This window comes from Streptosporangium sp. NPDC049046 (genome assembly GCF_040649155.1).
Lineage (GTDB): Bacteria > Actinomycetota > Actinomycetes > Streptosporangiales > Streptosporangiaceae > Streptosporangium.
The window spans coordinates 1-25,992 of sequence record NZ_JBEZEZ010000007.1 but is presented as its reverse complement, the minus strand read 5'-3'; the positions used below and the strand labels follow the sequence as shown (position 1 = coordinate 25,992).

Sequence of the window (25,992 nt, the reverse complement as noted above, 5' to 3'; positions counted from 1 at the left end):
CCGACATGGCCGAGATCCGCCCGCGTGGTCGCGGCGCAGCCGTACTGCGCCGGACAGTCACCGACACCATCCTCGCGGCGGCGGTCGCCGAGCTGGCGGAGACAGGCTATGCCGGGATGTCAATGGGCGCGGTGGCCCGGCGGGCCGGTACGGGAAAGGCCGCGCTCTACCGGCGGTGGTCGTCGAAAGAGGAGATGGTGGTCGACCTCATCGACGTCGTCGCCTCCCGGCAGGTCCCGGTCGGCGGGGCCGGCGACCTGAACGGCGACGTGCGAGCCTACGTCCGAGCGGTGGCGGACACGCTGTCGGATCCCGCGGTCATGTGCATCGTGCTCGATCTGACAGCCGAGGCCGCTCGCAACCCCGAACTCGCCGAGGCGTTCGACACCGCGATCCGGCAACCGCGCAGGGCCGCGTGCGAGCGGTTGCTGAGGAGCGCGATGGAACGCGGCCAGTTGCCCGCCGACCTCGACCTCGACCTCGCCCTCGACCTGCTGGTCGGGCTCACCCAGTGGCGCGTCCTCAACACCGGCCGCACCGTCGACGACTCCTGCGTCGAAACGACGAGCAAGCTGATCATCCAGGCACTTCCGCTCTGCGTGGGCGTCGGCGATGGGCGTGGTGTGCCGGGATGACGGCTCCCGCGCGGGTCTCCGTGCGCCGGACGACGCCAAGGACGCCCCATCCCGCGCTGAGGCGTGTGGGCGGGTGTGGGCCGCGCCAACGGTGCCACCTACGACCTGGCATCCTGCTCTGAGCGTGTGGGCGGAGGGCTGTTCATCAAGCCGAAGGGCGAGAGCGAGCGAACCGTCTCCGTCGCGTGCGGCACCGTTTCGTGCGCCCGCAACGGTGCCGCACGCGACGGAGACGGACCGTTACCCGTCGATCCAGCCGAGCTCAACCGCCCACCCGTGCGTCATGGCTTCGGCCGCGGGCAGCGTGAGGAACGAAACGGCATACAGAACGACAAGGAGCCCGATCGGAACGGCCCAGGCGCGAGTGCGGGCTTCCGGCGGACCTGCCTCATCCTGTCCGGCGTCGGTACGGCGCTCCCGCCGGAACCGCGTCCCCGGGAGCCTGCGGTCGTCGGGCCTCAGCGCCCACGACGCGACGGCGCACACCCCGAACACCAGCGGCACCCCCCACGTCCGAAGACCGTCGCCGACCGTCAGATGCGACACCACGGCACTCGACCACAGGAAAAAGGCGCCCGCGTACGCCCATTCCTTGATCAGCGGCAGCCCGGGCGCGATGATCGCGATGGCCGCGCCCGCCTGCCACGCGGCCAGAACATAGGCGAAGAATTCGGGGTATCCCAGGTGGCGTAACTGGGCTTCCACCCATTCGATCGGCACAAGGTTCCACACCGATCCGGCAACCAACTCGAAGACGATGACAAACGTGGTGGCCCAGAAGGCGACAGGGCGGATCCTGCCCCGATTCCAGCCGCTTCGTGCTGCGGAGGTCGGCTTCTCGCCCGTCGCGTGCTGGAACGTCATGGTCGTTCGAGTTCGCATCGCGGCCTCCTCGTCACGTCGGTCCGCCATGTTCATGAGATTCTCCTTGCGTTGCGAGCGACTTCGGTTCGAAGTCGCAGGTGGCGATCGATTCCACAACGAAGTGGCCGGCCAGGGCTGCTGGCCCGGTGGGGCCGCTGAACGCGACATTCGCCCGCATGCTCGTCAACCCCCGTGAACCGTCCGGGGTGCTCGTCGGTGGTCACGGGGACGCGACCCCGCGCGGAGCGGAGGCGGGCTGCTCGGGACGTGGGCCGCCCTTGGGCCAGAAGCCGGAACCCGGCTTGCGGGCCTCACGGCGGATCCTCGACACCCCGAGCCTGCAGGTCGCCTCCTTGATCACTGCGGCCATGCGCCCGGCGACGTAGAGGTTCACCGCCGTGTCGTCTTTGCGGGCGAGCTGCCGTATGCCGGCGCGCCGGCCGAGGCTGACGCACGATCCGGTGAGGGCCTGGTCGATCACTGCCGGTTCGGTTCCCGCGATGCGGCTCAACACGGTGTTGGCAGCCTGCACCCCGAGCGGCTGAGCGGCCTGGGAGCTCATCCGAAGCGGCCGGCCCGACGGTGCGGCGGCGTCCCCGGCCGCGACGATGCGGTCGTCGTCGACGCTGGTCAGCGTCTCGTCGGTGAGCAGCCGGCCAAGCGCGTCGGTCCGCAGCCCGCTCACGGACGCCAAATCCGGTACGCCGAAACCGGCCGTCCAGATGGTCAGTGCGCTCGCACGCATCTCACCGTCGCCCAAAACCACCGCATCCGGCCGGACTTCGGTCACCACGCCGGCCCCGAGCACGGTGACACCGTGCCGGGACAGCCACGTGGCCACGGATCGGCGAGCGGGAACACTCAGTGTCGGCGCGAGGGCTCGGCCACACACCAGCGTGACCGTGCGTCCTTGTTCGGCCAGCTCGGCGGCCGTCTCGATGCCGGTCAATCCGGCGCCCACCACAGTGACCGGAGCATCGAACGGCAACTCGGCCAGCCGGGCGCGCAGCCGCTGGGCGGATTCGAGTTCAGCGATGGGGAAAGCGAATTCGGCCGCTCCGGATACCGATGACGGTATCGCCGCGATGCTGCCGACGGCGTAGACGACGTAGTCATAGACCAGCGCGCGCCCCGACGCCAGCCGCACTGTGCGGGCGGCGGCGTCGATGCGCGTGGCGCTGTCGACCACCAACCGGATGTCCTCTCCCAGCAGTGAGCCGTAGTCCACCGTGGCCTCGCCGGTGTCGGCCACGAACTGGTGCAGCCGGATTCGTTCGACGAAATCCGGGCGGGGATTGACAAGGGTGATGTCGACGTCGGCACGCATCCGCAGGTGGTTGGCCGCGAGTGCTCCGGCGTAACCACCACCGATGACGACGACCTTGCGGGGTGTGTGGTCTTCGTGCGTGGACATGGCGAGGCCTTTCCTTCTCGACTTCAGGCGGTTCTTGAGGCTTTGCGAATGAGCGGAGTCGGTCTTCCCTCACGAAGTGGCCGCCGCGCGGACGATCACGTGTACGGCGATCCGCATACCTGCCGTGGGTGCCCTGCTGCGTGCTGGACGGTGTCTCGCTGGTTGGACAAGACAGCCCCGCGGAATGTGAGGCGACGCGCCGACCTCACCGGAGGACAGGCTCCGCGACCTGACGTTCCCGGAGCGTAAGGAACGGCAGGTCCGGCATGGTCGCCCGGCGACACAGGGGAGTTCGGCCTGTGGAACCGGCCTTCCGCGGCGCGGTGGCGTCAGACGATTTCAAGGTTGGCCATCATCCCCATGTCCTCGTGTTCGGCGTTGTGGCAGTGGAAGAGATAGCGGCCGCGATAGCCGTCGAAGCGGGTGATGATCTCCACTGATTCGCCCGGCCGCAGGGAGACGGTGTCCTTCAGACCGGCGTCGTGGGGCAGAGGCGGCCGGTCGCGGCGCGAGAGCACCCGGAAGCCGACCAGGTGCAGGTGGACGGGATGGTGGACGTCGGCGATCAGCCGCCACACTTCCACGTCGCCGAGTCCGGTGGTGACGTCGGAGCGGGCGGGGTCGAACGGCAGCCCGCCGATCAGCCATCCGTGACCGCCGTGCATACGCCCGGTGCGGAAGGAGAGGTCGCGCACCCGGACGGCGTCCGACCGGCGCCAGGTCGGGAGATCGGTGGAAAGGACACGCGGGATGCGGCTGTCGTCGGTGGCCTCGCGCGCGACCCGGAAGGCCATCACGTCGCGGGTGCGGCCGGAGCCGAGCCGGTTGACGACTCTGACGCGGCTGCCGACCGGGACGCCGGAGAAGTCGACGACCACGTCGTAGCGTTCGGCCGGCGCGATCGGCAGGAACCGGTGGACGACCGGCGCCGCGAGCAGCCCCTGGTCGGCCCCGATCTGCACGAGGTCGAGCCGGTGTCCGTCGTCGGTGATCGCCTCAAGCTCGTAGTGCCGGGCGTTGGAGGCGTTCAGTACGCGTAGCCGGTAGCGGGCCGCGTCGATCTCGTGCACGGGCCACGGGGCGCCGTTGACCAGGATCACGTCACCGAGGACCCCGGCAAGGTACGGCTCGCGCACGCCCGGCCGCTCCCGCGACGTGGGATCGAGGGCGGGGTAGTCGAGGCCGCCGTCGGCGGCGAACGCACGGTCCACGATCATGAGAGGCAGTTCGCGCCGCCCGGCGGGCAGGCCGAGCGAGTCCTCGGCATCGTCACGGACGACGTGCAGCCCGGCGAGGCCCCGCCAGACGGCGGGGGCGGTGAAGTCCATCCGGTGGTCGTGGTACCACAGGAGCGTCGGCCGCTGATCCAGCGGGAACGTGTAGTCCCGCGACAGCCTGGTCACCACCGCCCGCGGATCGTGCATGACATGTCCCGGCCCGCCCGGGCTCGTGTGCGTGACGTGTCCCGGCCCGCCTGGGCCCGTGTGCGTGACGTGGACGGCGTCCGGCCAGCCCTCGGGCAGGACGAGGTCGGTCGGATATCCGTCGGACCCCGCCGGGGTCCGGCCGCCGTGCAGATGTACGACGGTCGGTACGGGAAGGTCGTTGCGATGCGTCACGGTGACCGGCCGACCGCGGCGCGACTCGATCGTCGGCCCCGGGAAGGAACCCTCGTACGTCCACAGCGGCGTCCTGACACCGGGCAGGATCTCCACGGTCGCCTCGCGCTGGGTGATCTCGTAACGGTCGACCCCGCCCGAAGTGCTGACCGGCGCCAGCACGGAGGGAAGCGGCAACGGCACCTGGAACGCGGGCGGCAGCGGCACGGCGCTGCGCAGCTCGGCCCCGGTGAACGGCGTACGGCGGGCCAGCGCGGCCGAGGCCGACAGCCCGCCGGCCGCCACCAGGCCGAGCGCTCCGCCGATGCCCAGTGCCCGACGCCTGGTCACCGTACGGGCACGGCCGGATCGGTCGTCGTACGGCTCACGCATCGTCGGCTCCCTGCCGCTTCGGCTCCCGCGAGCTCCGTATCCGCTCCCGCTCGTTCCGGGGGTGCTGTCGCCTCCGGAGGGGCCGGCTCCACACGGCGACGAACAACGCGACGAGCGCGACGACGGTCATCACCCCCAGCGGGAAGTGCAACCACAGGGCGCCGTCCAGCCCGGCGAAGTACTGCACCGACTCGGCCGTCAGCAGAGCCGACGTGGCAAGAAACGGCCAGGCCTGACGCAGCCGTACCCAGATCACGATCCCCACGATCACCTGCACCAAGCCGACATAGGTGACGGCGTCCGCACCGGCCGCATGCCAGCGCAGGCCGTCGTAGTCACCGCTCATGTACACCCCGGCGAACACCGGCTGACCGGCGATCGCGACCACGTGCGCGCTGACGACGGCCCGCAGCACCCAGTCGGCGGGCCTCGTCCGATGCGTGGCATCGGATCGGGCCGACATGGCCGCGCGGAGCCTGTTGGCCGCGGTAACCATCAAGCGTTCTCCTCACACCGTTCTCGGCAAGAGACTGTTCTCGGCAAGCCGGTCGGCGCGCCGCCTGGCGAGACGACCAGTGGAAAGGCGTTCGTCCGACCGGTACGACAAGACAGCCCCTCGAAATGTGAGACGACGCGTCAAGCTCACATTTCGAAGGGCTGTCTTGTCGTCCTACTGACAGCAACCGCGACAAAAGAAGTCGGGGACACCGTGACCACCCAGCCCGAGCCAGGAGACAGACCGCTCGATCCAAGCCTGAGCGCGATCACGAGCGAGCGGCGTCGGCTGATCAATCTCGCCTACCGGCTCCTCGGCTCGCTGTCGGAGGCCGAGGACGTCGTCCAGGAGACCTACGCCCGCTGGTACGCCATGACCCGGCAGCAGCAGGACGACATCGCGTCCCCCGGCGCCTGGCTGTCCACCGTCGCCGGCCGGATCTGTCTCAACGTGCTCACCTCGGCACGGGCCCGGCGAGAGACCTACGTGGGCGAGTGGATCCCCGAGCCGCTACCCGAAGCCACGGAGTGGATCAGCGGGCGGCCGGGCGGCATCACCGTCGATCCGGCCGACCGGGTCACTCTCGACGAGTCGGTCAACATGGCCTTCCTCGTCGTGCTCGAATCGATGACCCCGGCCGAGCGCGTCGCGTTCGTTCTGCACGACGTCTTCCGTTACTCCTTCGCCGAGGTGGCCGAGATCGTCGGCCGTACCCCGGCGGCCTGCCGCCAGCTGGCCTCCTCGGCCCGCCGCCGCATCCGTGCCGCGCGGGCGTCCACGACCCCGGCGGCCCGGCAGGCCCGGATCGTCAGGGAGTTCAAACAGGCATGGGAGGCCAAGGACATCGACGCCCTCGTCGCCCTGCTCGACCCCGGCGCCACGGCGACCGCCGACGGCGGCGGCGTCGCCGGCGCGCTGCTCCGCCCGGTCGAAGGCGCCGAGCGGATCGTGCGCTCCCTGGTCCAGCTTGAGGGAAGGCTCCGCGACCTGACGTTCCTGGAGCGTACGGTCAACGGCCGGCCCGGCCTGATCGCCCAGGAAGACGGCGTCACCGTGTCGGTCTACGCGTTCGAGGTGGCAGACGACCGGATCAAGCACATCTGGGCGGTACGCAACCCCGACAAGCTCCGCTCATGGACGGCGGAACCGCAGCGGCCACCACTGGAAACGCCGGCTCCGCCACAACAGGATCCAGATATGGATCAAGAAAGACGACTGCGATAGGCACACGAGCATCGACACGTACCGACACCCGTAGGACTCCGCGGACGAGACCACCGCGCGGCCGTCGATGCCGCTTCGCTCCTCGACGACGTACATTCCGAGACCCTGTGGGCCGACGGGGAGCAGACCCCGGCCGTGCTCGCGAAGCTCTTCGTCGAGCGCCCGCTCGCCGAGCACCGCCAGGCGTGGCCCGTCGTGACCTCTCGGCGTCATCGTGTGGTCCGGCCCCGAGAAGGTCTCCACGTGAAGAGTCGCCGCCCCGTCCGCGCGCGGGACACGCCCCCCGGCCGGCTGCGCGAAAGAATCTTGGTGTGGGCTGTAGTGGAGGGCCTTTCCCGTTCGTCATCCACATGACGCACGGGAGAGGAGGGCACCCATGGACACGCATGGGCATGGTCACCGGTGCACAATCGCCCTGTGCCGAAACATGGCCACCACGATCGCCGTGATGGTCACCGCCGGCTACACGATAGGAGCAACCCGATGAAGTACCTGATGCTGGTGTGCACCGACCCGGCCTACACGCCCGGCCAGGACGACGGCGCCCCGGATGTGGAGGACTGGGTCACGGAGATGGACGGCAAGGGGATCCGGCTGATGGGCAACCGCACCCGGCCGGCGAGCGACGCGACCACGGTTCGCGTCCGCGACCGTAAGGTGCTGCTGACCGACGGCCCGTACGCGGAGACCAAGGACCAGATAGTCGGCTTCGACGTCCTGGAGTGCGGCGACCTCGACGAGGCCATCGAGGTCGCGTCCAGGCACCCGATGGCGTGGGCCGGGATGATCGAGCTGCGCCCGTTCTGGCCCGACGGCGAGGACTGACGGCCAAGACGGACGACGTCGATGACAGCTCAGGTGGCTCGGGTGAAGGACCGGATCGCCGGGATCTACGCCGACGGGTGGAGTCGGATCGTGGCCACCATGATCCGATTCACCGGCGGAGCCTGGGACCTGGCCGAGGAGTGTACGCAGGACGCGTTCGCGCAGGCACTCCAGAGGTGGCCCGAATCAGGCGTACCGGATCAGCCACTGGCGTGGCTCACCACCGCGGCACGCCACCGCGCGATCGACCGGATGCGTCGCGCGTCGACCGAGGCGGCGAAACTACGGGAGGTGGCCGCGTTGGACCTGGAACCGTCGCCCTACTCGAGCGACAGCGAGATCCCCGACGAGCGCCTGGAGCTCATGTTCACCTGCTGTCATCCGTCGCTGAGCCTCGAAGCCCAGGTGGCGTTGACCCTGCGGAGCCTGACCGGCATGAGCACCGCCGAGATCGCGCGTGCGTTCCTGGTGCCGGAACGCACCATGGGCCAACGCCTCTTTCGCGCCAAACAGAAGGTCGCGCACGCGGGCATCCCGTTTCGGGTGCCGCCCGCGCATCTACTGCCGGACCGCCTTCCCGCCGTACTCCACGTGCTCTACCTGCTCTTCAACGAAGGGTACGGAGACCCGGAAAAGGCCCGGCTGTGCCGGGAGGCCATCCGTCTCGCCCGGGTGGTGACGGCGTTGATGCCCGACGAGCCGGAAGCGCACGGCATGCTCGCGCTGATGCTGCTGCACGACGCCCGGCGGCCGGCGCGTACGGACGCGGCCGGCGACATGGTCACCCTCGCCGAGCAGGACCGCTCGCTGTGGGACCGGGCGCAGATCGCGGAGGGTGCCGCGATCTGCGAACGAGCACTACGGCGACGCCGCGCCGGGCCGTTCCAGCTCCAGGCGGCCATCGCGGCGTGTCACGCCACCGCGCCGGTCGCCGACCAGACGGACTGGCCGCAGATCGTCGGGCTGTACACGCGGCTCGCGCGGATGGCACCGAGCCCGATCGTGGATCTGAACCGGGCCGTGGCGATCAGCATGGCCGACGGTCCCGAGGCGGCGCTGCCCCTGGTCGACGCGATCGCCGGGACCGGACAGCTCGACGACTACCACCTGTTGCACGCCACCCGCGCCGACCTGCTGCGACGCGCCGGCCGTACGCGGGAGGCGGCCGACGGCTACCGCGCGGCGATCGACCTCGCACCCACCGACGCCGAACGCCGTTTCCTGCGCAACCGGCTGCGGCTTCTCTGACGGCCTACTCGGCCCCCGCACGCGGCGAGGATCCTCACCGCGTCGCTCGCCCTGACCATGTGCGCGGATCAGCCATCGCCAGGCGATCGTCCTCCGTTGAGGGGCCGTCAGCCCGGGAGGGTCTCACCGCCGATCGGCGCCAAGATCTCGCCTGTGTAGTAGGACGACAGCCGCCCGGAGGCGAAGAACACGTACGACGGGGCGATCTCGTCGGGGTCGGGGCTCAGGCGGGCTGAGCCGCGTTTCCACGCGTTGCGTCACGGTCATGTGGTCGACGGCGGGAGATCGCCAGCGCGACGATGGTCGCGACGGCGAACAGCACGAGCGTCACGAGGATGTAGAGGGAGACTCCCGCCGCGGAGTTCACCGGCTCGCCGTTGCCGGTGAGGGAGGTCGCCCGGAGGATGCTTCCTCCGATGATGTTGAGGATCACCGCGCCGACACCGAGCATTACCTGGACCAGAGCGGCCACGATCCCCTGTTTCTCCTCGCTCACCAGCGTTGTCGACAGATTGAAGCCGGAGGTGACCACGGCCCCGGCGGTGAAGCCGAGGAGTCCGGTGGAGATGACGGCGGGGAGGAAGGCGGAGGTGGAGAACAGCAGCCCGAGTGTGGCGAATGTGCCGATGACCATTCCGCCGGCGAGTGTGCGGGCTGGGCCGATCCGTCCGGCGAGCCATCCGGCGAGGATCCCGCCTGTCATCGCGCCGAAGGACGGCACGGCGAAGAGCAAGCCGAGCGCACCCGACGCGCCGGCGAGCCCGTACCCCAGCCCTTCGTCCACGGAGGTCTGCGCGATCAGCCCGACCAGCTGAAGGAGTGCCTGGTAGGCGCCGGCGCCGAGCACAACGACCACCAGGGTGGCCACGACGGGACGAGTGAGCATCCGCAGATCGATGACGGGTTCGGGCAGGCGCAGCGCCGTCAGGATCCATGCGCCAAGGAGGACGATCCCGACGATAAGCAGGGCGATCATGCCGGCGCTCATCCAGCCCAGGTCATGACCCAGGCTGATGTACGCCAGGATGCCCGCGAGGCCCGCCCCGAGAAGAACGGCGCCGGCGACGTCCACGCGGCTTCTCACCTTGATCGGCGACTCGGGCAAGAAGATGCGGACGGTCAGCGCAGCGAAGAACGCGAGCACCGCGGACACGACGAAGACTGAGCGAAAACCGTACGCACCTACGACGATCTCGAAGAGGAAGGGCGAGACGATGCCAAGGATCGCAGAGCCAGAGGTGACGATGCCGACGGACGTCATACCGACGCGGGGCGGGAAGACCTGGCGGATGAACACGACGGTGATGAACACGGAGCCGACGGCGGCGCCTTGAATCACGCGGCCGACCAGGAAGATCCCGATGTTGGGGGCCAGGAGGCAGACCAGCGCGCCGATGCCGCCCACGAGTAGTGCGAGGACGAGCATTCGGCGTTTGCCGAAGACATCGGCGCTCTTGCCGAGGAGCGGTGCCCACATCGCGCCGGCGAGGATCGCACTGGCGTTGAGCCACGCGCTCTGGTCGGTTCCGAAGAACTCCGACATCTGCGGCAGCACGAGCAATGGTGCGACGACGACCGTGTCAACCAGCGTGTTGGCGATGATTAGGATGGTGACCCACCAGAGGATCCGACCGCTCCACCCGCTGCCTGGAGTCTCGGTCTCGGAGGGGCTCGTGGGTGTCTGGGTCATGGCCACTTCCCTGAATCTGGACTCGATCGGGGCATCGATCTGAGATTCCGGACATTGTCGGCCTGCCCGGTCGGCGCCCCTAGCGTTTGCAGGAAAGTGGCCATGGTTGGCGACTCGGCGCGGGAAACTGCCGGGATTGAGCACCTCGCGACCGTTTCGGGCGACATCGTTGCATGATCGTCTGGTCACTACGATCGGGAGTCGCCGACGAGAAGCGGAGGGAGAGTCATCGATGCGGCCGTACCGGCCGACAGAACACGCAGGTGGGCCGGATCCGCGTCGATGCGACGAGAATGAGTGCAGAACTACAACCGGCACGCCGGCCGGGGGGCCGCACGCGGCTGGTCAGCGAGCGTCTGTGGGCGGCCACGCTCGAGATCCTGGCCGAGAAGGGGGTTGACGGCCTCCAGTACGAGGACCTCGCCGCGCGAGCACAGGTCGCTCGGGCGACGGTGTACCGACGCTGGCCGAATCGAGGGGACCTGTTCCGCGACATACTCGCGCGGTTCGCGGAGACCTTTGTCCCCCTCCGCGACTCCGGTGACATCCATGACGATCTGGTCGCGTTCGTCTGTGCCTTCGCCGAGGCCTCCGCTACCCCGGAAGGTCGCGCGGTCCTGCAAATCCTGATGCGGAGGGCCGACGAGAACGACGGCCTGCGCGAGATAGGCCTGGAACTCCTTGAGCGGCGCACGGATGATCTGCAACTCCGGCTCGATGCGGCAGCGGCCCTTGGTCAACTTCCGGCCGTCGATGCGCGTTTCGTGAACATGATGCTCGCCGGACCTGTGCAGTGGTTCCTTGTCCGCCGGACTCGACCGTTCACCAGAGACGACGCGGACAAGATCGTCGGCATGGTCCTCGCCGGTTTGCGGCAAGGAGGTGCCGTATAGGGCGCGAAATCTTCGCAGGTGCGCGCGTTCGAGTGCCGTTCTCTGCGCACCGCGTGGCGGAGACCGACCGACGGCAGTTAAAGAGATACTTTGTCTCATTAACGAGCGAGGTCGGCTCGCTTCGGCGAAAGGAGCCATGATGGCGAATGCGTCCAGCTTCGGATGGGCCGGTCACGTGCCCCCCACGACGTTCGAGGAGTACTCCGAGAGGTACGCGGCGTTCTTCAAGATGCGTCGCGAGAACGGGATCATCGAACTGCGGCTCCACACCGACGGCGGCCCGTACGTCCACAACTGGGCCGCCCACAACGCGTGGAGCCGCGTGTGGCAGGACGTGGGCAACGACTCCGAGAACCACGTGCTCATCATCACCGGCACGGGCGAGACCTGGTTCCAGGGCGACCCGCGACAGACGTGGCCGAAGCCGCTGGTCGAGGAGGAGCCCGACTACATCTTTCAGCAGACGATCGACGCCTGGAAGCTGATCGAGAACTTCGTCAACAACATCGACATCCCCACGATCGCCGCGGTGAACGGGCCAGGCATTCACACCGAGTTCGCACTCATGTGCGACGTCACCCTGGCCGCCGAGGACGCGGACTTCATGGATCCCCATTTCATGGCCGGCACCGCCCCCGGTGACGGTCTCGCGCTCGCGCTGCAGCATCTCATGGGGAGCAAGCGCGCCGCCTACGCGATCTACGGGGGCACCTCCATCCCGGCACCCAAGGCGCTTGAGTACGGGCTCGTGAGCGACGTCCTGCCCCGCGAGGAACTGCTGCCCAAGGCGTGGGAGCTCGCGCGCGACATCATGAAGCGGCCGCGATTCGCACGATGGGCGACGCACAACATCGTCAACCGCCCTTGGCGCAAGCTCGTCGCGGAGGACTTCGGTTTCCACTTCTCGCAGCAGTCGCTCGCGACGGTCGGGTCGAAGGCGTTGATCCCCGTCCCCGATCTGGTCGCGGACGCACGCCAGCGCAAGGTCTGGTGAGACGGTGACCGGAGGTGAGGGTGCGGTCACCGTTACCAACGGTGGCCGCACTTCCTTCCGGATCGACGGAGCGGGGCCCCCGGTTGTCCTCGTCCACGGACTGCAGATCGGGCAGGACCTCTTCGACGCATTCCGCCGTTACCTCATCGACACGTTCACGGTCGTAACGTACGATCAGCGCGATCGGGGTGCCAGTGTCTTCGCCCCGGAGCCGTACACGATCGACGATCTCGCTGACGATCTCGCCGCGCTGATCTCAGCTCTCGGCTTCGACCAGGCCCACGTCCTGGGCACCTCCTACGGGGGAATGATCGCGCAGGCGTTCGCACTGCGGCATCCGAATCGATTGGACCGGCTCATCCTCGGCTCCACGAATCGGTTCCCCTTCGATCCCGCCCGGCTTCCTGACGGCGTCCGTGCCCTTCTCGGGGCGCTTGAAACGGGCGATCACGCGCGAGCCCGGGCTCTTCTGGCTCAGATGGCCCCCGCCGTCGGCCGCGCCGCTGCGAGATCGCGGGATTCGGAAGGGGAGACGCCGGAGTCCGCGAGCGAACAGCTCGTGCGACGGTTTGCCGCCACGCGCGGGTTCGACACGCGTGGCCTCCTCGGCTCCGTCACGTCGCCGACCCTCGTGGTGCACGGTCGACGGGACGCGACGATACGGGTCGCCGACGTCCTGGCGATGGCGGACGAGATCCCCGGCGCCAGCGTTCTGCAGCTCGCGGACGCGGGTCACGCATGGGAGAACGAACGACCCGAATCGGCCGCCGCGCTGATCGCGGCCTTCCTGACCGGCTCGGATTAGTACAGGGAACGGATCCCCGCCGGGGATCCGTTCCCTGTACGACGTTCCCTGTACGAGCTCTCAGCGGACGCGAACACCCGCGAGCCACACCTGACGGATCCGGCCGCGAAGGCCTCGAAGATCGAGCAGGTCGCCGTCCACGACGACGATGTCAGCCAGCCCGCCCGGCTCGATAACGCCGAGATCGTCGTACCCGAGCAGCTTCGCCGCGCTCGACGTCGCGGCTCGCCACGCCTCGATCGCCGACATGGAGGACGCCTCGGTCATGAGTCCCAGCTCGTCCAGGTTACTGGCGGACGGGCTCCAGTACGGCGGGGTATCCGTTCCCATCGCGATCTTCACGCCGGCGTTGACCGCCAGCGCGAAACTCGCGCGGTGAGCCTCGAGCGCCTCTTGGGCGAGCGCGAGACTTTCGGCCGGTATCGGCACCCCGCTTGCCGCCGCGTCGATGATGGCACGCGTCGCCGAGAGCGTCGGGACCAGCCAGGCCTCGTTCTTCAGCATGAGGGCGACCGCCTCGTCGTCGAGATAGTAGCCGTGCTCGATCGAGCGAACCCCGTGACGCAATGCCGCTTTGATCCCCTCGGTCCCCTGCGCGTGAGCGAAGACGTAGGTTTCGGCTGCCGCGGCCTCCGCCACGATGGCTGCGAGCTCGTCGTCACGGAAGTGTGAATGCCGAGGATTGTCTCCCAGCGACATGACCCCGCCAGTCGTAGCGATCTTAATCACGTCGGCGCCGGCGCGCAGGACCTCCCGGACGCCACGCCGAACGCCGCCGGGGCCGTCCACGCCGTCGACGATCGAGCGTGGTCGGCCGGGATGTTCGAGCATCATCGGCACCGAGCGTTCTCCGCCCGATGGGAGATGCAGATCGCTGTGCCCTCCGGTCTGTGACAGCATCACGATGGCGATCTGCAGCCGCGGCCCCTCGATGAGCTTGCGCTCGATCGCCTGCTTGATGCCGAGGTCCGCCCCCGCAGCGTCTCGCGCGGAGGTGATGCCCTGGTCCAGTAGCAGGGACAGATTGCGACCGGCTTCGAAGTACTGAAGCGAGAAGGCTTGCTGTTCGGTGCGCGCGACGTTGAGATCGCGCGCCATCACGTGGACGTGACAGTCGAACAGGCCCGGAACGATCGACATTCCGGTGCAGTCGACGACCTCGTCGCCATCCAGGTCCACGCCTATCGCGACGACGCGGTCACCGGCCACGGCGACATCGGCGTCGGAGACGGACGTGCCATCGAAGACGACGCCATTCTTGAACACGGTACGGGAGTGCATGTGGGCTCGCTTCTCCTGGACTGATGATCTGGCTGGGGCGTATTGGCGCCGATCAGCATTCGACGACGTTGACGGCGAGGCCGCCGCGGGCGGTTTCCTTGTATTTGTCGCTCATATCCGCGCCGGTCTCCCGCATAGTCGCGATGACCTGGTCGAGGGAGACATGGTGTTCACCGTCCCCCCAGAGCGCCATGTTCGCGGCGTTGATGGCTTTGGCCGCGGCGATGGCGTTGCGTTCGATGCACGGGATCTGGACGAGTCCGCCGATAGGGTCGCAGGTGAGGCCGAGATTGTGTTCCATGGCGATCTCGGCGGCGTTCTCGACCTGCTGGGGGGTGCCCCCGAGGATCTCGGCAAGGCCGGCGGCGGCCATCGACGAGGCGGAGCCGACCTCGCCCTGGCAGCCGACCTCTGCGCCGGAGATGGACGCGTTCGCCTTGTAGAGGGTGCCGATCGCCGCGGCGGTGAGCAGGAACCGTTGGACGATGTCGTCTTCGCCGGTGGTCGTGGATCGGCCGGCCGGCGTGTAGTGCAAGGCGTAGTACAGCACGGCGGGGATGATGCCCGCGGCACCGTTCGTGGGTGCCGTGACGATACGTCCTCCGCTCGCGTTCTCCTCGTTCACGGCGAGGGCGACGAGGTTGACTCGTTGCTGCCAGTATCCGTTGGCGTGGTCGGGGTCTTCCGCGGCGAGACGGGCGGCCCATTCCCCGGCGCGGCGACGTACGCTAAGACCGCCGGGCAGAATGCCGTCGCGGGCGATCGACGAGCGGACACACGACTCCATGACATCCCACAGACCTCGCAGTAAGTGCCGGATGTCGGTTTCCGAGCGCAGGACCCGTTCGTTCGCCATCATTACCTCGGCGATGCTGAACCCGGTCTCCTCGCAGATGGTGAGCAGCTCGGCCGCGGTGCGGAACGGAAAGGGCCGACGCGCCGCCGGAGGTCCGGCGTTTTTCTCGTCACCGTCACGCACGACGAAGCCGCCACCGATCGAGTAGTACGTATCCGTGGCAAGCTCCGCGCCGGTGGAGTCGAACGCGGTGAAGGACAGCGCGTTGCTGTGCCGGGCGCGGACCGTCAGCGGGCGGAGGATGAAGTCTTCGACGCGGCAGTGGATGCGATGACGGCCGCCGAGAGCGACAAACCCTGTGTCTTCGATCACGGCGAGCTTTGCGGTGATCTCCGCTGGGGTCACCGCATCGGGCCGGACTCCCTCCAGCCCGAGGAGCACGGCACTGAATGTGCCATGTCCGGCACCGGTCGCGGCGAGGGAACCGAAGATCTCCACGCGTACCTTGTCCACCCGATCGATGATCGTCTCGCCCGTGAGACGATCAACGAACTCGGCGGCGGCTCTCATGGGGCCCACCGTGTGCGAACTCGAAGGGCCGATACCGATCGTGAAAAGGTCGAACACGCCGACAGTTGGCTCCGAGACAGTCATGAATGAGGACCGTACGCACCATGGCGGTCCCGATCCATCCGATGCAGGTTTCTATCGCGGAGGCGCTCCCGCATGCGGGAAAGACATCGGAAGCGGCGTAAAATCGCCGGTTGCGTTCCCGTTCGCGTCGAGGTGGCGGCCCTCCTTCTTGAGCGTCCGCAGCACCAACGATCGATCCGCGATAGCCACTTCCGGGATGTTCTCCTCGATCGCCACCTCGAGCCGCTGAATGTCCGCCAGCGTCTTCATCCAGACGGAGAGGACGAGATTGGACGGGCCGATTGTCGAGGCGGCGAGGCGGATCTCACTGATGCCGGCGAGGGCCGTCCCCGCCCGAGCGGTCAACCTGGCAGGGACCCGCAGGAAATACCATGCGTGCACGGGCCAGCCGGAGTGCGCTCGCGCGAGGTCGAGACGAACCGTCAGGCGGCCGCCACTCGCCAGCGAAGCCATGGTCTCCCGCACGCGCCGCTCACTGACATCGAGAACCCTCGCCATCGAGGCGATGGTCACACGCCCGTTCACACCGAGCAGTTTCAGGAGCTCACGCTCAAGTTGGGAGTCGATGCGCGCCGGTTCGGGCGCGTCGGCCGAGACCGTGCGTTTGACCGCGGCGACCTCGGCGGCGCTCAGCGAGCGGAGTCGCCACTGACCCGCGTCGGTGAACGGCGAGGAGAGGAGATGTGTCCGCGTCGCGCGGACGCCCTCAAGCCGACGCATCCGGGTCATGACGTATTCGCCGAGGGCGTCCAGGCTCTCGGCGCCCGCGATGACCAGCATGTCGCGGCCGCCTGCTGTGAGGTCGACGGTGAACGCCTCCCGGTCGGCCGCCAACGCCTGAGCGATCTCAAGGGTCGAACCAGGGTGGGATTCCACTTCGAGGATCGCGGAGGGTCCGCGAGCGTCAGCCCCCGGATGCCCGGCGACCCAGGCAAGACCGTCGCCGGACAAGCGTTCCCAGCGGCGGGAAAGCGTCACCGAATCCACCCCCACGATTGGTGCGATCGCCGCCCATCGCGCCCGAGGATGGATCTGAAGCGCGTGGATCAGTCGCCTGTCGATCTCATCCAGGCCGCGAATCTGCGGATTAATGTCTTTTTTGTCCATAAACTGTCACTTTAGTGTCGTTGGTGTACGACTATCAGCACATAACCGGACTGAAATAGTTTGATCATGATCTCGGCGATACGGTCACCGCGAGGACGTGGAGAACCTCGGCGGCACGCTTGTTACGCCGGGCCTGATCGACGCCCGCACCCACCTCGTCTACCCGGGCAACCGCGACGCCGAGCGCGATCACCGCGGCCGGTGGCGGCATCGGCTCCACCGTCACCGTGACACGCGGCACCGCCCCGTGAACCCGCGCGACGGCGTGCGCGAGCGCCTGCGTGAGACGAAGCGTCTATGTCCGCGCTGACACTGGAGTCATTGATGATGCGATTCGCCTTCCGCTCCCGATCGCCGTTCGGTGTCGTGGGCTTTCTGGTCGTCATGGAGCTGGGGAGCGGCATGCTGCAGGGGTGGTTCTCGCCTCTGCTCGCGGCGATCGGGCAGCAGTTCTCCGTCAGCGCGGGCTCCCTCAACTGGGTCAACGCGATGTACATGCTGGTCACGGTCGCGTGTGTCCCGATCCTGGCGAAGCTCGGGGACATGTTCGGCCACAAGCGGCTCCTCGTCGCCGCGGCGGCACTCGTCGCCGTCGGCTCGCTGGTCGTCGCTTTCGCGCCGACCTTCGAGCTGTTCCTTCTCGGTCGCGCGCTTCAGGCGCCGCTGGCGGCTTTCCTACCGCTTGAGTTCGCGATCGTCCGCTCCCGCGACGCGAAGTCGGCAAGCAGGAACATCGGCGTCCTGGTCGGTGCACTCACTCTCGGCGCGGCTGTTGGCTCACTCGCCTCTGGCCTGCTGTACGCCTCGACGCAGAACCTGAACGTGGTCCTGCTGTTCCCCGCGATCTTCATCGCCCTGTGCGTTCCGGTGGTGATCTTCCTCGTGCCCGAGACGACCGTACGCAAGAAAGGCCGCATCGACTGGACGGGCGCGATCCTGCTCACGGCCGGTCTCCTCGCCACCCTCACGGGAATTTCGAACGGCGGCGCCTGGGGCTGGCTCGAGGCGAGGACCCTCTCTCTGGTGCTCGGCGGCGTCGTCGTGCTCACGCTCTGGGTGTTCGTGGAGCGCCGGGTGGAGAACCCCCTTGTCGATCTGTCGATGCTGGCGAAGAGCGGCATCGGCCTGCCGATCGTCGTATCCGCCCTCTTCGGAGCGCAGACCTACGGCGGGCAGACCGCGAGCTTCCTCTGGCTTCTCAGCGATCCGGCCCGGGAGGGATACGGACTCGGTCTGCCCCCGGCCGGTGCCGGCGCCATCATCGTGCTCTACGCGATCGCCGCGTTCGCCGGGACGCTGCTCGGCGAACGCCTTGCGCGGTGGGTCACCCCGCCGAGAGCCGTCGCGCTGGCCGGCGTCGTCGCGGGGGCGAGCTTCGCCCTCATGATCATCTTCTCCGGGTCGACGGCGATGTTCATCGGTTGGATGGCCTTGGGCGGTCTTTCCGCCGGTGTCCTCCTCGCCGTCCTCCCCTCGATCGTGGTGCGCAACGCACCCGCCGATTCCGTGGGCATCGCCTCGGCTTTGTTCAACACCGCGCGCACTGCGGCGGGCGCGGTCGCGGGCGCCGTCTTCGCGCTGGTGATGTCCCTCTTCGTCACCACGCGGAGCGTCGAAGGATCGACCGCGGTGAGTTCGACGCCCCTGTCGTTCTTCGCCGTCTGGGGGATCTGCCTGGCGATCTCCCTGGCGCTCTCCGCCCTCGCCCTGCGGATGCGCGTGGCGAGAGAACCTGACACCGACGAGACATCCACCGTCGAATCCCCCACCGCCGAACCGATCGAGGAAAGATGACCATCGCAAAACGCCCTTCCCATCAGGAATTGTCCAACTCCGTCCGGGAAGCAATCCTCGCCTCCCGGACGGAATGGGAGGAGTCCGCGATCGCACTCAGCCGAGAGATACACCGAGTTCCCGAGATCGCCTTTCAGGAGCGCTACGCGTCGACCCTCGTCGCGCGAGAGCTCGAGGCCGCGGGCTTCGACGTCGCGATCGGCGCGTATGGACTCGACACCGCGGTCGAGGCGACCTATGGGAGCGGCGACGTGACCGTGGCGATCTGCGCCGAGTACGACGCGCTCCCCGGTATCGGTCACGCGTGTGGTCACAACATCATCGGCGCGGCAGCCGTCGGCGCGGCCATCGCACTGACGGCTGTCGCCGATCGAATCGGCCTCCGTATCAAGCTGCTCGGCACCCCCGCGGAGGAGCACGGCGGCGGAAAGGTGATCATGCTGGATGCGGGCGCGTGGGACGACGTCACGTTCTCCCTCATGGTGCACGGTGCTCCCGGCGAGGACGTCCGCTGCCTCGATGTCCGCACGCAGGCCGTGTGCCGATTGCACATCACGTTCCAAGGCCGGCCGGGACATACGGGCGGGCCTACTCCGAGCAGCGACAACGCCTCAAACGCGGCGACAATCGGACTCGTCGCCCTTGGTCTGCTCCGCCAGCATCTCCCCGACGGCGTTCGCGCCAATGCGTTCGTTTCCGAGGGCGGGCAGACGACCAATGTCGTCCCCGCCGCGGCCGCCGTGCGTGTCGAGGTTCGGGCCGACACCCTTGAGGACCTGCAGGAGACACGACGACGAATTCTCACCTGCTTCGAGGGAGGAGCGACGGCGGCGGGATGCACATGGAGCTGGGATGAAGCGGAGCCGACATACGCCGACATGCGGCAGGATCCGATCCTGGCAGCCGCATGGGACCGCAGCCTTGCATCGCTCGGCCGCGAAATACGCGAACAGCCGCGCCCCGCGGCCGGGTCCACCGACATGGGAAACGTGTCGCACGTGGTGCCATCGATTCACCCTCTTATCGCGGTCCTCGGGAGTACGTCCTGGCCGCACACCCCCGAGTTCACCGCGGACGCGACAGGCCCGGCCGCGGAACGCGCCGCCATCGACGGCGCCCTGGCGATGGCTCTCACCGTCGTCGACGTCGTCACGGGACCTCACCTCGGTCAACTCTCACATGAGGCGTTGCGCGCGGGTCTCGAGCCCACCGGGACGTGAGTCGGGAACGCGCCGAGCGCCATCACCGGTACTGCGGTCATCGGAGGTCGGTACCACGGACACACCCATGTTGGTACTGAGGGCAGATGTCACACCGTCGACGGATTCCTAGCGTGGGGGGGTGATCGTTTCTCAGAATCTGACCAAACGCTACGGCGAGAAGACCGTCGTCGACGACCTGTCGTTCACCGTCCGTCCCGGGGTGGTGACCGGATTCCTCGGGCCGAACGGCGCGGGGAAATCGACGACGATGCGGCTGATGGTGGGCCTCGACCGCCCGACTCGCGGCGGCATCACGATCGGAGGCTGCCACTACCATGAACTCCGCGACCCGATGCGGCACCTCGGGGTGATGCTCGATGCGCGATCGGTCCACCCCGGCCGGAGTGCGCGCGACCATCTGCTCGCGGTCGGGGAGACCCACGGCATCGGCCGGGCTCGCGTGGACGAGGTCCTCGAGATGGTGGGTCTCAGAATCGTCGCCGGCCGTCGTGCCGGCGGCTTCTCGCTCGGGATGAGCCAGCGACTGGGGATCGCGACCGCGCTCCTCGGTGATCCGGCCGTGCTCGTCCTCGACGAGCCCGTGAACGGTCTCGATCCCGACGGTGTGCTCTGGCTGAGACACCTGCTTGTGCGACTCGCAGACGAGGGAAGGACCGTCTTCCTCTCATCCCACCTGATGAGCGAGCTGTCCCTGGTCGCTCAGGATCTTGTCGTCATCGGGCAGGGCAGGCTGCTCGCGTCCGGCTCGATAGACGACGTCATCGATTCGGTCGCACCCCAGGCCACGCGCGTCGTCTCGCCCGACGCCCTCAGCCTTGCCGACGCCCTGCGCGGCGAGAACGTATCGATCCGGCAGACCGATCGTGACACGCTCCTCGTCCGCGGGCGGACCGCGCGGGAGGTCGGCACAGTCGCGGCCGCCGAAGGAGCGACGCTCTTCGCGCTCGTCGAGGAACGCGCATCCCTTGAGGAGGCTTTCATGCACATCACCCGCAACGCCGTCGAGTACTCCACCCACCGAGAGGTCGCCTCGTGAACCTCGAAACCATCCCCGCTCACCTCGCCGGCGACGACGCGTCGTACGATCCCGGATCGGTGCGAATCACGGCCGGAGGGCTCCTCCGGTCGGAGTGGCGGAAGCTGTGGTCCGTGCGCTCGCTCTGGATCACCCTCGCGGCCGGGTTCGGTCTGATCATGGCCCTTTGCGGCTACATGATCCTCGATGGCCGAACGCTGGGCCGCGGCCAGGCTGCCGACATCCCGTTCGGCTGGACGGCGATCTATCCAGTCGGAATGCTCGTGCTGGTGGTGCTCGGAGTGCTCAGCGTGAGCACCGAATACTCCAGCGGGTCGATCCGGACGAGCCTCACCGTCAACCCTCGTCGCACCGGCGTGATGCTGGCGAAGGCGGCCGTCGTCACCGGCATCGTCGCCGCGCTTGCGGCCGTCGCATCGGTTCTGCTCTATCTCTTGCTGCAGGCAGCACGCACGGTTCCCTCGGCGGTGGGCATGTCGCTCTTCGCTCCGAACATGTTCTGGGGAGTCCTCGGGGGCACGCTCATGCTCCCGTACGGTGCGTTGTTCGGCGTGCTCCTCGGCTGGCTCATCCGTAACGCCGCCGGCGCGATCTGCCTGTACTTCGGCGTGTTCCAGATGGGGCCGCAGATCCTGCCCGCACTTCTTCCGGAGCCGTTCTCCGGCATCAAGGACTTCATGCCGCTGGCAGCGATCAACGTGATGCGTTCCGGTGGACTGGCGACGGAGCCCTACCGCCTCGGAGTGGCGATCGTCGTTCTGATCTTGTGGTTGGCCGTGCTCGGCGCCGCCGCCTGGTGGCGGTTGAAGAGGCGTGATGCGTGACGAAGACGAAACGGAACGAGGTCGGCGTCCGTGAAGCGATTCCTCATCCAGGCGAAGGCCTTCGACGGGCGTCATCCGTGGTGCGGGGACGTCGCGCTCGCGCTGGTCTCCGCAGCGGCCTCGGTCAGCGCGTCCCCGGCCCTCGATTCGCTCACGGTACCGTTCGTCGTTCTGGTGAACGGTGCCGTGGCGTTCCGGCGGTGCTGTCCGCTCACCGCCCTCGTGGTCGCGGTCGGCGGGATCACGACCTTGGCCGCCCTGGCCACGGCCGGCCGCCTGCCGGCGCCGTGGACTTTCCTGGCCGCGTGGATACTGCTCTTCGCAGTAGGGCGCCGACGACCTGGGGCCTTCATCGTCGGCGCACCGCTCGCGGCCGTCACAGCGTTGGCTGCGTTCCTCGCCCCCGCCGGGACCCCGGAGGCCGCACTGACGGAGCGGTGGTCATCCTTCCTGCCCATCGCCGCGATGAGTCTCGCGGCACTGCTGGCGGGATCGCAGGTCCGCATTACCAGCGAGACGATCATCCGGCGGCGCGAGGAAGCCATGCGCGCAGCCGTGAACGACGAGCGCGCGCGGATCGCCCGCGAGATGCACGACATCATCGGTCACAACCTCTCAGTGATCACCTCGCTGGCCAACGGCGGATCGATCGCGGTGCGCTCGTCACCGGGTGATGCCGCACGGGTGTTCGCCGAGATCGGCGCAGTCAGCCGCACTTCGCTGAGAGAAGTGGCGGACGTCCTGCGACTCCTGCGCGCTCCCGACGAACGTCTCGAGGCTGCGCCCCCGCCACAACCCAACTGGCGGCAATTCGCCGCGCTCGTCGACAGCGTCCGATTCGCCGGGCTGCGGATCTCCTTCGAAAGCAGCGGGGAGCTCTCATCGCTCTCCGCCGGCCGTCGACTCGCCGTCTACCGCATCGTTCAAGAGGCGCTGACGAACACCCTGAAACACGCCGGGCCGGGCGCCTCCGTGACCGTGACGGTCGCTTCGGACAGCGAGGCGACCTTCGTAACGGTGGCGGATGACGGCGGCCCCGGTGAACACGCCCGCTCAGCACCTGCGGCGAAGCCCGGGCACGGCCTTATCGGGATGCGCGAGCGGACGGAGGCCTTCGGAGGGTGGCTCGAGGCAGACGGAACGGTGTGCGGGTGGCGCGTTCGGGCGTGCATCCCTCACGAGCGACCGGAGGGTCTCGGATGAACGAGGTCAGGGCAGCGACAGTGCCTGTCTCAGTGCTGCTTGTCGACGATCAACCCCTTCAGCGCATGGGCATGCGAATGTTCCTCGCAGGCCAGGACGACCTCGACGTCGTCGGCGAGGCTGTGGACGGCGACGATGCGATCCGTCAGGCGGAGCGGCTGCGCCCGGACCTGGTCATCATGGACGTGCGGATGCCCGGGACAGACGGCATCGAGGCCACCCGGCAGATCATTGCCGGCCTACGCGAGACCAGAGTCCTTCTCCTCACGACGTTCGACGTCGACGAGTACGTGATCGCGGGGCTGGAGGCGGGCGCGAGCGGGTTCCTGACCAAGGACGCGGAGCCGACGGAGATCCTCTCTGCGATCCGGGCCATCGCCGCTGGAGATGCGGTGATAGCGCCGAGCGCCACTCGGCGTCTGCTCGACCGGCTCGCCGCGACACCCCTGTCGTGGCGCGACAACGAGGATCGGTCATTGGCGCTCGCCGCGGTCACGGCCTTGACGGACCGGGAACGCGAGATCCTCGTGGCAATCGGCGAGGGCGCCACGAACGCGGAGATCGCCACGCGCCTGCATCTCGCGGAGTCGACTGTGAAGAACTACGTAGGGCGGGTGTTCGCGAAGATCGGAGCTCGCGACCGGGTGCATGCGGTCATCATCGCGTTCCGCGCCGGTGCAGTTCCGTACCGCTGAGATCGCCTCTGCCGACCGTCTTTGGCCAGGGCTTGACCCTTAGCCGGGCTGTTCAGGGAGGAGAGAGCCCCGCCGGGTCGCTCTCGAGGGTTGTTCTGTGGCCGTCATGTGCGTCCGGCTTCGTGTGAGGGCCCGCGGCGATGTTCCCGCTGCGCGGGGGACGTACCAATGAGCAACCGGCGAGCAACCACGGCCGATCTCGCCTCGCCGCCGAGGCCCCAAACCGGCCCAGAATCACCGGTCAAATTAGGTCATAAGTGGTGGGGCGCCAGGGATTCGAACCCTGAACCCACGGATTAAAAGTCGTGAGGATCTATGTCGGACCCAATCTCTCAGATTCCGCGCTCACCCTCCATACGGGCGAGTGATGATCTCCAGGTTGTGGCCGTTGGGGTCGGACCAGTACAGGCCGCGACCGCCGTCGTTGGTGTTGATCTGACCCGGCCGCTGGTGGAACGGGTCGGCCCAGAAGGTGAGTCCGCGGCCCTTGATCCGGCCCCAGATCTGGTCGAACTCCTCCTCAGTGACCAGGAAGGCATAGTGCTGGGGATGCACGGGACCATCGGCTCCGGCGACGTCGAGAGACACTTCGTTGCCGAGATCGACGACGAGGAACGGCCCGAAGGCCGTCGCGGGCGGCAGGCCGAGGATCTCCACCAGAAACGCGGCGGTCTCCTCGCGGTCACGGGCTGTCACAATAGTGTGATTCAACCGCACTGACATGTAGATCTCCTTCCCAGACGGTCCCTACGCGGGGGTACGACAAGGGCCGCGACGTCTTTCGCCTCCTCGTTTCCATGATAGGAGCGGCCGCCAGGCCGGGTGAGTGCTGGCCGGAGCAGCGGCGCATGGGCCAGATTGGGGGCCGAACGTTCGATTTCGGCGGCGGCTGCAGCCCAGTTGTTCTCCGGTGGGCCGGTCACGAGCCGGAATGTGACGTTGCTGTGCTGGCACCGTGCCCTGGTGAAGCGCCAGTAGACCTACCCGTCCCAACGCCCGGGTCGTCGTCGATGTCGGCGAAGCCGTCCATGGCGATCAGGCCGTCGACACCCTCGTGGGTGGTCGGGACCTTCAGACGGCGGGCGCAACGAGGCGTCGCCGGGTGAGATCAGGGACGTGCTCAAAGAGGCGGGCGCCGACCTGAGCCGCGTCGTCATGGGGCACATGGACCGCCGCGGCTACTCGCTCGACACCCGGCTGGCCCTGTTCGACGACGGCGTCGTACTGGAGTACGACGTGTTCGGCATGGAGGGCTACTACTCGGCCGCGGCGGCCCTGGCCGAGAACCACCTGCCCACCATGCCCAACGACGTCGCGCGCGTCCTGGAGATCGCCGACCTGATGGAGCGCGGCTACGGCGACCAGATCGTGGTGGGTCACGACATCCACACGAAGATCCAACTCGCCAAGTACGGGGGCTGGGGCTATGGCTATTTCCTACGGACCGTCGTGCCTCTCATGGAGGTGTATGGACTTGGCCCTGACGTCGTGGAAAAACTGACGACCACGACGCCTTGCCGGCTTCTCACGATCGAGTGACACCGTTTCGGAGGCGGAGTATGAAGACACCGATCATCTCTCGAAGGTGCCAACCGGCATCAGGGATGCGTGTCATCGACCAGGTGCTGGCCGCCAAGGATTCTGGCGATTCGTCCAGGCCGAACCGCGGTTGCGGTTGCCGCAGGCCGAGTAGGGCGAGCCCATGCACGGTGGCGCAGATGGATCGGTCCATCAGTTCCGGCGACGGTTTCGTGGGAATGTGTTCGGTCTCCTGCGTGTCGACGACCGCCCGCAAGAAGACGTGCGAGAGCCGCGCCCGACCGGGGCGGCCGGCTTGCGGTACATCGTCGTGAGCAGGTTGAGGTGGTCGTGCGTGAAACGCACGTGTGCCCCTCAGAAGCACGCGTCGATCCTCAAGTCCCTAGCCGGATGCGCGCTTGCCCCGGGGCTGACGACAGGGGTACCCATGCCTTCGGAGGCTTCCCCGAATGGCGCGATGGCGAAGCGCGGTGTCTGGCGTCATCGACGATGACAGTGACCGGCTCCCTGTCATATAGCGCTCCGTGACCACTCGCCGGACACGTCATCGAAGTTGGCTGTGGCGAATGATCTTGACCTCCGATGTTCCTCGGACTCGCCGCTGTCGTGCCGTTTGAGGAGTTCATGCCCTGGAAGGTGCCCCCGGGCGGGAGATCGGGCCGTCCAGAGTATGCGGCGGGTGCTGTCGGAGAGCGACGACGTCTCTCCCCCGGGATCTGGTGTCGCAGGCGGCGGGGACGCTTGGGCCGGACCTGTGAGAA

Annotated in this window: 22 protein-coding genes and 3 pseudogenes; 15 read left to right on the top strand and 10 right to left on the bottom strand. The window is 67.9% G+C overall.

All coding sequences use genetic code 11. The features are described from left to right. The first annotated feature begins 5 nt into the window (after positions 1-5). Positions 6-635 (top strand): TetR/AcrR family transcriptional regulator, encoded by a 630-nt coding sequence (locus AB0B96_RS11450; protein WP_362897825.1) that lies wholly within the window; start codon positions 6-8, stop codon positions 633-635. 240 nt (positions 636-875) lie between these two features. Here AB0B96_RS11450 and AB0B96_RS11445 read toward each other — a convergent pair whose 3' ends face one another. The 4 genes from AB0B96_RS11445 to AB0B96_RS11430 form a co-directional block, all read right to left on the bottom strand. Beyond that, the gene (locus tag AB0B96_RS11445; protein WP_362897823.1) at positions 876-1,553 is read right to left on the bottom strand and encodes a DoxX family protein; all 678 of its coding nucleotides are present in this window, start codon (positions 1,551-1,553) and stop codon (positions 876-878) included. A 166-nt stretch (positions 1,554-1,719) separates the two neighbouring features. After that, entirely contained in the window at positions 1,720-2,913 is a 1,194-nt protein-coding gene (locus tag AB0B96_RS11440) for an FAD-dependent oxidoreductase (RefSeq protein WP_362897821.1), read from the bottom strand. 329 nt (positions 2,914-3,242) lie between these two features. Beyond that, a complete protein-coding gene (locus tag AB0B96_RS11435; protein WP_362897819.1) occupies positions 3,243-4,904 on the bottom strand; it encodes a multicopper oxidase family protein in 1,662 nt (553 codons plus the stop codon). Then, complete coding sequence (locus AB0B96_RS11430; protein ID WP_362897817.1) at positions 4,897-5,403, bottom strand: hypothetical protein; 507 nt, start codon at positions 5,401-5,403, stop codon at positions 4,897-4,899. The genes AB0B96_RS11435 and AB0B96_RS11430 overlap by 8 nt, the downstream gene beginning before the upstream one ends. 210 nt (positions 5,404-5,613) lie before the next feature. Here AB0B96_RS11430 and sigJ point away from each other — a divergent pair, with 210 nt between their 5' ends. The 3 genes from sigJ (at position 5,614) to AB0B96_RS11415 (ending at position 8,697) form a co-directional block, all read left to right on the top strand. Beyond that, complete coding sequence (gene sigJ / locus AB0B96_RS11425; RefSeq protein WP_362897815.1) at positions 5,614-6,624, top strand: RNA polymerase sigma factor SigJ; 1,011 nt, start codon at positions 5,614-5,616, stop codon at positions 6,622-6,624. Positions 6,625-7,107: 483 nt separating this feature from the next. Next, positions 7,108-7,449, top strand: a complete 342-nt coding sequence (locus AB0B96_RS11420) for a YciI family protein (protein WP_350941385.1) — start codon at positions 7,108-7,110, stop codon at positions 7,447-7,449. Positions 7,450-7,470: 21 nt separating this feature from the next. After that, positions 7,471-8,697, top strand: a complete 1,227-nt coding sequence (locus AB0B96_RS11415; protein ID WP_362897813.1) for an RNA polymerase sigma factor — start codon at positions 7,471-7,473, stop codon at positions 8,695-8,697. Positions 8,698-8,804: 107 nt separating this feature from the next. Here AB0B96_RS11415 and AB0B96_RS11410 read toward each other — a convergent pair. Further along, positions 8,805-8,915: pseudogene (locus AB0B96_RS11410) on the bottom strand (NAD(P)-dependent oxidoreductase); the annotation flags it as partial. 5 nt (positions 8,916-8,920) lie between these two features. Next, complete coding sequence (locus tag AB0B96_RS11405; protein WP_362897811.1) at positions 8,921-10,531, bottom strand: MFS transporter; 1,611 nt, start codon at positions 10,529-10,531, stop codon at positions 8,921-8,923. 29 nt (positions 10,532-10,560) lie between these two features. Here AB0B96_RS11405 and AB0B96_RS11400 point away from each other — a divergent pair, with 29 nt between their 5' ends. The 3 genes from AB0B96_RS11400 to AB0B96_RS11390 all read left to right on the top strand — a co-directional run bounded on the left by AB0B96_RS11400 (position 10,561) and on the right by AB0B96_RS11390 (position 13,079). Beyond that, entirely contained in the window at positions 10,561-11,280 is a 720-nt protein-coding gene (locus AB0B96_RS11400; RefSeq protein ID WP_362897809.1) for a TetR/AcrR family transcriptional regulator, read from the top strand. A 139-nt stretch (positions 11,281-11,419) separates the two neighbouring features. Further along, the gene (locus AB0B96_RS11395) at positions 11,420-12,274 is read left to right on the top strand and encodes an enoyl-CoA hydratase/isomerase family protein (protein ID WP_350941381.1); all 855 of its coding nucleotides are present in this window, start codon (positions 11,420-11,422) and stop codon (positions 12,272-12,274) included. A gap of 4 nt (positions 12,275-12,278) precedes the next feature. Then, complete coding sequence (locus tag AB0B96_RS11390) at positions 12,279-13,079, top strand: alpha/beta hydrolase (protein WP_362897806.1); 801 nt, start codon at positions 12,279-12,281, stop codon at positions 13,077-13,079. 60 nt (positions 13,080-13,139) lie between these two features. Here the strand turns inward: AB0B96_RS11390 and AB0B96_RS11385 are convergent, their stop codons facing one another. Genes AB0B96_RS11385 through AB0B96_RS11375 form a run of 3 tightly spaced genes read right to left on the bottom strand, consistent with a single transcriptional unit; the run spans position 13,140 to position 16,917 of the window. Beyond that, positions 13,140-14,360, bottom strand: a complete 1,221-nt coding sequence (locus tag AB0B96_RS11385; protein WP_362897804.1) for an amidohydrolase family protein — start codon at positions 14,358-14,360, stop codon at positions 13,140-13,142. Positions 14,361-14,412: 52 nt separating this feature from the next. Continuing rightward, the gene (locus tag AB0B96_RS11380) at positions 14,413-15,810 is read right to left on the bottom strand and encodes an L-serine ammonia-lyase (protein ID WP_362897802.1); all 1,398 of its coding nucleotides are present in this window, start codon (positions 15,808-15,810) and stop codon (positions 14,413-14,415) included. A gap of 51 nt (positions 15,811-15,861) precedes the next feature. Continuing rightward, positions 15,862-16,917 carry an Lrp/AsnC family transcriptional regulator gene (locus AB0B96_RS11375; RefSeq protein ID WP_362897800.1) on the bottom strand — a complete coding sequence of 352 codons (1,056 nt, stop codon included), beginning with the start codon at positions 16,915-16,917 and terminating at the stop codon, positions 15,862-15,864. Positions 16,918-17,008: 91 nt separating this feature from the next. Here AB0B96_RS11375 and AB0B96_RS11370 point away from each other — a divergent pair. The 7 genes and pseudogenes from AB0B96_RS11370 to AB0B96_RS11340 form a co-directional block, all read left to right on the top strand. Then, positions 17,009-17,165, top strand: a pseudogene (locus AB0B96_RS11370) (imidazolonepropionase); the annotation flags it as partial. 76 nt (positions 17,166-17,241) lie between these two features. Beyond that, positions 17,242-18,711: an MFS transporter gene (locus tag AB0B96_RS11365; protein ID WP_362897798.1), complete on the top strand. Its 1,470-nt coding sequence runs from the start codon at positions 17,242-17,244 to the stop codon at positions 18,709-18,711. Next, on the top strand, positions 18,708-19,931 hold the full coding sequence (locus AB0B96_RS11360; RefSeq protein WP_362897796.1) for an amidohydrolase: 1,224 nt from the start codon (positions 18,708-18,710) through the stop codon (positions 19,929-19,931). Before AB0B96_RS11365 ends, AB0B96_RS11360 begins: the two co-directional genes overlap by 4 nt. A gap of 121 nt (positions 19,932-20,052) precedes the next feature. Next, on the top strand, positions 20,053-20,970 hold the full coding sequence (locus AB0B96_RS11355) for an ATP-binding cassette domain-containing protein (RefSeq protein WP_362897793.1): 918 nt from the start codon (positions 20,053-20,055) through the stop codon (positions 20,968-20,970). Then, positions 20,967-21,794 (top strand): ABC transporter permease subunit, encoded by an 828-nt coding sequence (locus AB0B96_RS11350; protein ID WP_362897791.1) that lies wholly within the window; start codon positions 20,967-20,969, stop codon positions 21,792-21,794. Before AB0B96_RS11355 ends, AB0B96_RS11350 begins: the two co-directional genes overlap by 4 nt. Positions 21,795-21,824: 30 nt before the next feature. Beyond that, a complete protein-coding gene (locus AB0B96_RS11345; RefSeq protein ID WP_362897789.1) occupies positions 21,825-22,997 on the top strand; it encodes a histidine kinase in 1,173 nt (390 codons plus the stop codon). A gap of 32 nt (positions 22,998-23,029) precedes the next feature. Further along, on the top strand, positions 23,030-23,692 hold the full coding sequence (locus AB0B96_RS11340) for a response regulator transcription factor (protein ID WP_362897787.1): 663 nt from the start codon (positions 23,030-23,032) through the stop codon (positions 23,690-23,692). Positions 23,693-24,037: 345 nt separating this feature from the next. Here AB0B96_RS11340 and AB0B96_RS11335 read toward each other — a convergent pair whose 3' ends face one another. Continuing rightward, on the bottom strand, positions 24,038-24,415 hold the full coding sequence (locus tag AB0B96_RS11335) for a VOC family protein (protein WP_362897785.1): 378 nt from the start codon (positions 24,413-24,415) through the stop codon (positions 24,038-24,040). 372 nt (positions 24,416-24,787) lie between these two features. Between AB0B96_RS11335 and AB0B96_RS11330 the strand changes: the two are divergent. Next, positions 24,788-25,231 (top strand): annotated as a pseudogene (locus AB0B96_RS11330) (hypothetical protein); the annotation flags it as partial. Positions 25,232-25,992 lie beyond the last annotated feature (761 nt).

Coding starts and splice junctions, on each gene's coding strand:
- AB0B96_RS11365 (WP_362897798.1), top strand. CDS start 17,242: ATGATGCGATTCGCCTTCCGCTCCCGATCGCCGTTCGGTGTCGTGGGC.
- AB0B96_RS11400 (WP_362897809.1), top strand. CDS start 10,561: ATGATCGTCTGGTCACTACGATCGGGAGTCGCCGACGAGAAGCGGAGG.
- AB0B96_RS11415 (WP_362897813.1), top strand. CDS start 7,471: ATGACAGCTCAGGTGGCTCGGGTGAAGGACCGGATCGCCGGGATCTAC.
- AB0B96_RS11375 (WP_362897800.1), bottom strand. CDS start 16,917: ATGGACAAAAAAGACATTAATCCGCAGATTCGCGGCCTGGATGAGATC.
- AB0B96_RS11335 (WP_362897785.1), bottom strand. CDS start 24,415: ATGTCAGTGCGGTTGAATCACACTATTGTGACAGCCCGTGACCGCGAG.
- AB0B96_RS11445 (WP_362897823.1), bottom strand. CDS start 1,553: ATGAACATGGCGGACCGACGTGACGAGGAGGCCGCGATGCGAACTCGA.
- AB0B96_RS11420 (WP_350941385.1), top strand. CDS start 7,108: ATGAAGTACCTGATGCTGGTGTGCACCGACCCGGCCTACACGCCCGGC.
- AB0B96_RS11440 (WP_362897821.1), bottom strand. CDS start 2,913: ATGTCCACGCACGAAGACCACACACCCCGCAAGGTCGTCGTCATCGGT.
- AB0B96_RS11450 (WP_362897825.1), top strand. CDS start 6: ATGGCCGAGATCCGCCCGCGTGGTCGCGGCGCAGCCGTACTGCGCCGG.
- AB0B96_RS11385 (WP_362897804.1), bottom strand. CDS start 14,360: ATGCACTCCCGTACCGTGTTCAAGAATGGCGTCGTCTTCGATGGCACG.
- AB0B96_RS11395 (WP_350941381.1), top strand. CDS start 11,420: ATGGCGAATGCGTCCAGCTTCGGATGGGCCGGTCACGTGCCCCCCACG.
- AB0B96_RS11435 (WP_362897819.1), bottom strand. CDS start 4,904: ATGCGTGAGCCGTACGACGACCGATCCGGCCGTGCCCGTACGGTGACC.
- AB0B96_RS11380 (WP_362897802.1), bottom strand. CDS start 15,810: ATGACTGTCTCGGAGCCAACTGTCGGCGTGTTCGACCTTTTCACGATC.
- AB0B96_RS11360 (WP_362897796.1), top strand. CDS start 18,708: ATGACCATCGCAAAACGCCCTTCCCATCAGGAATTGTCCAACTCCGTC.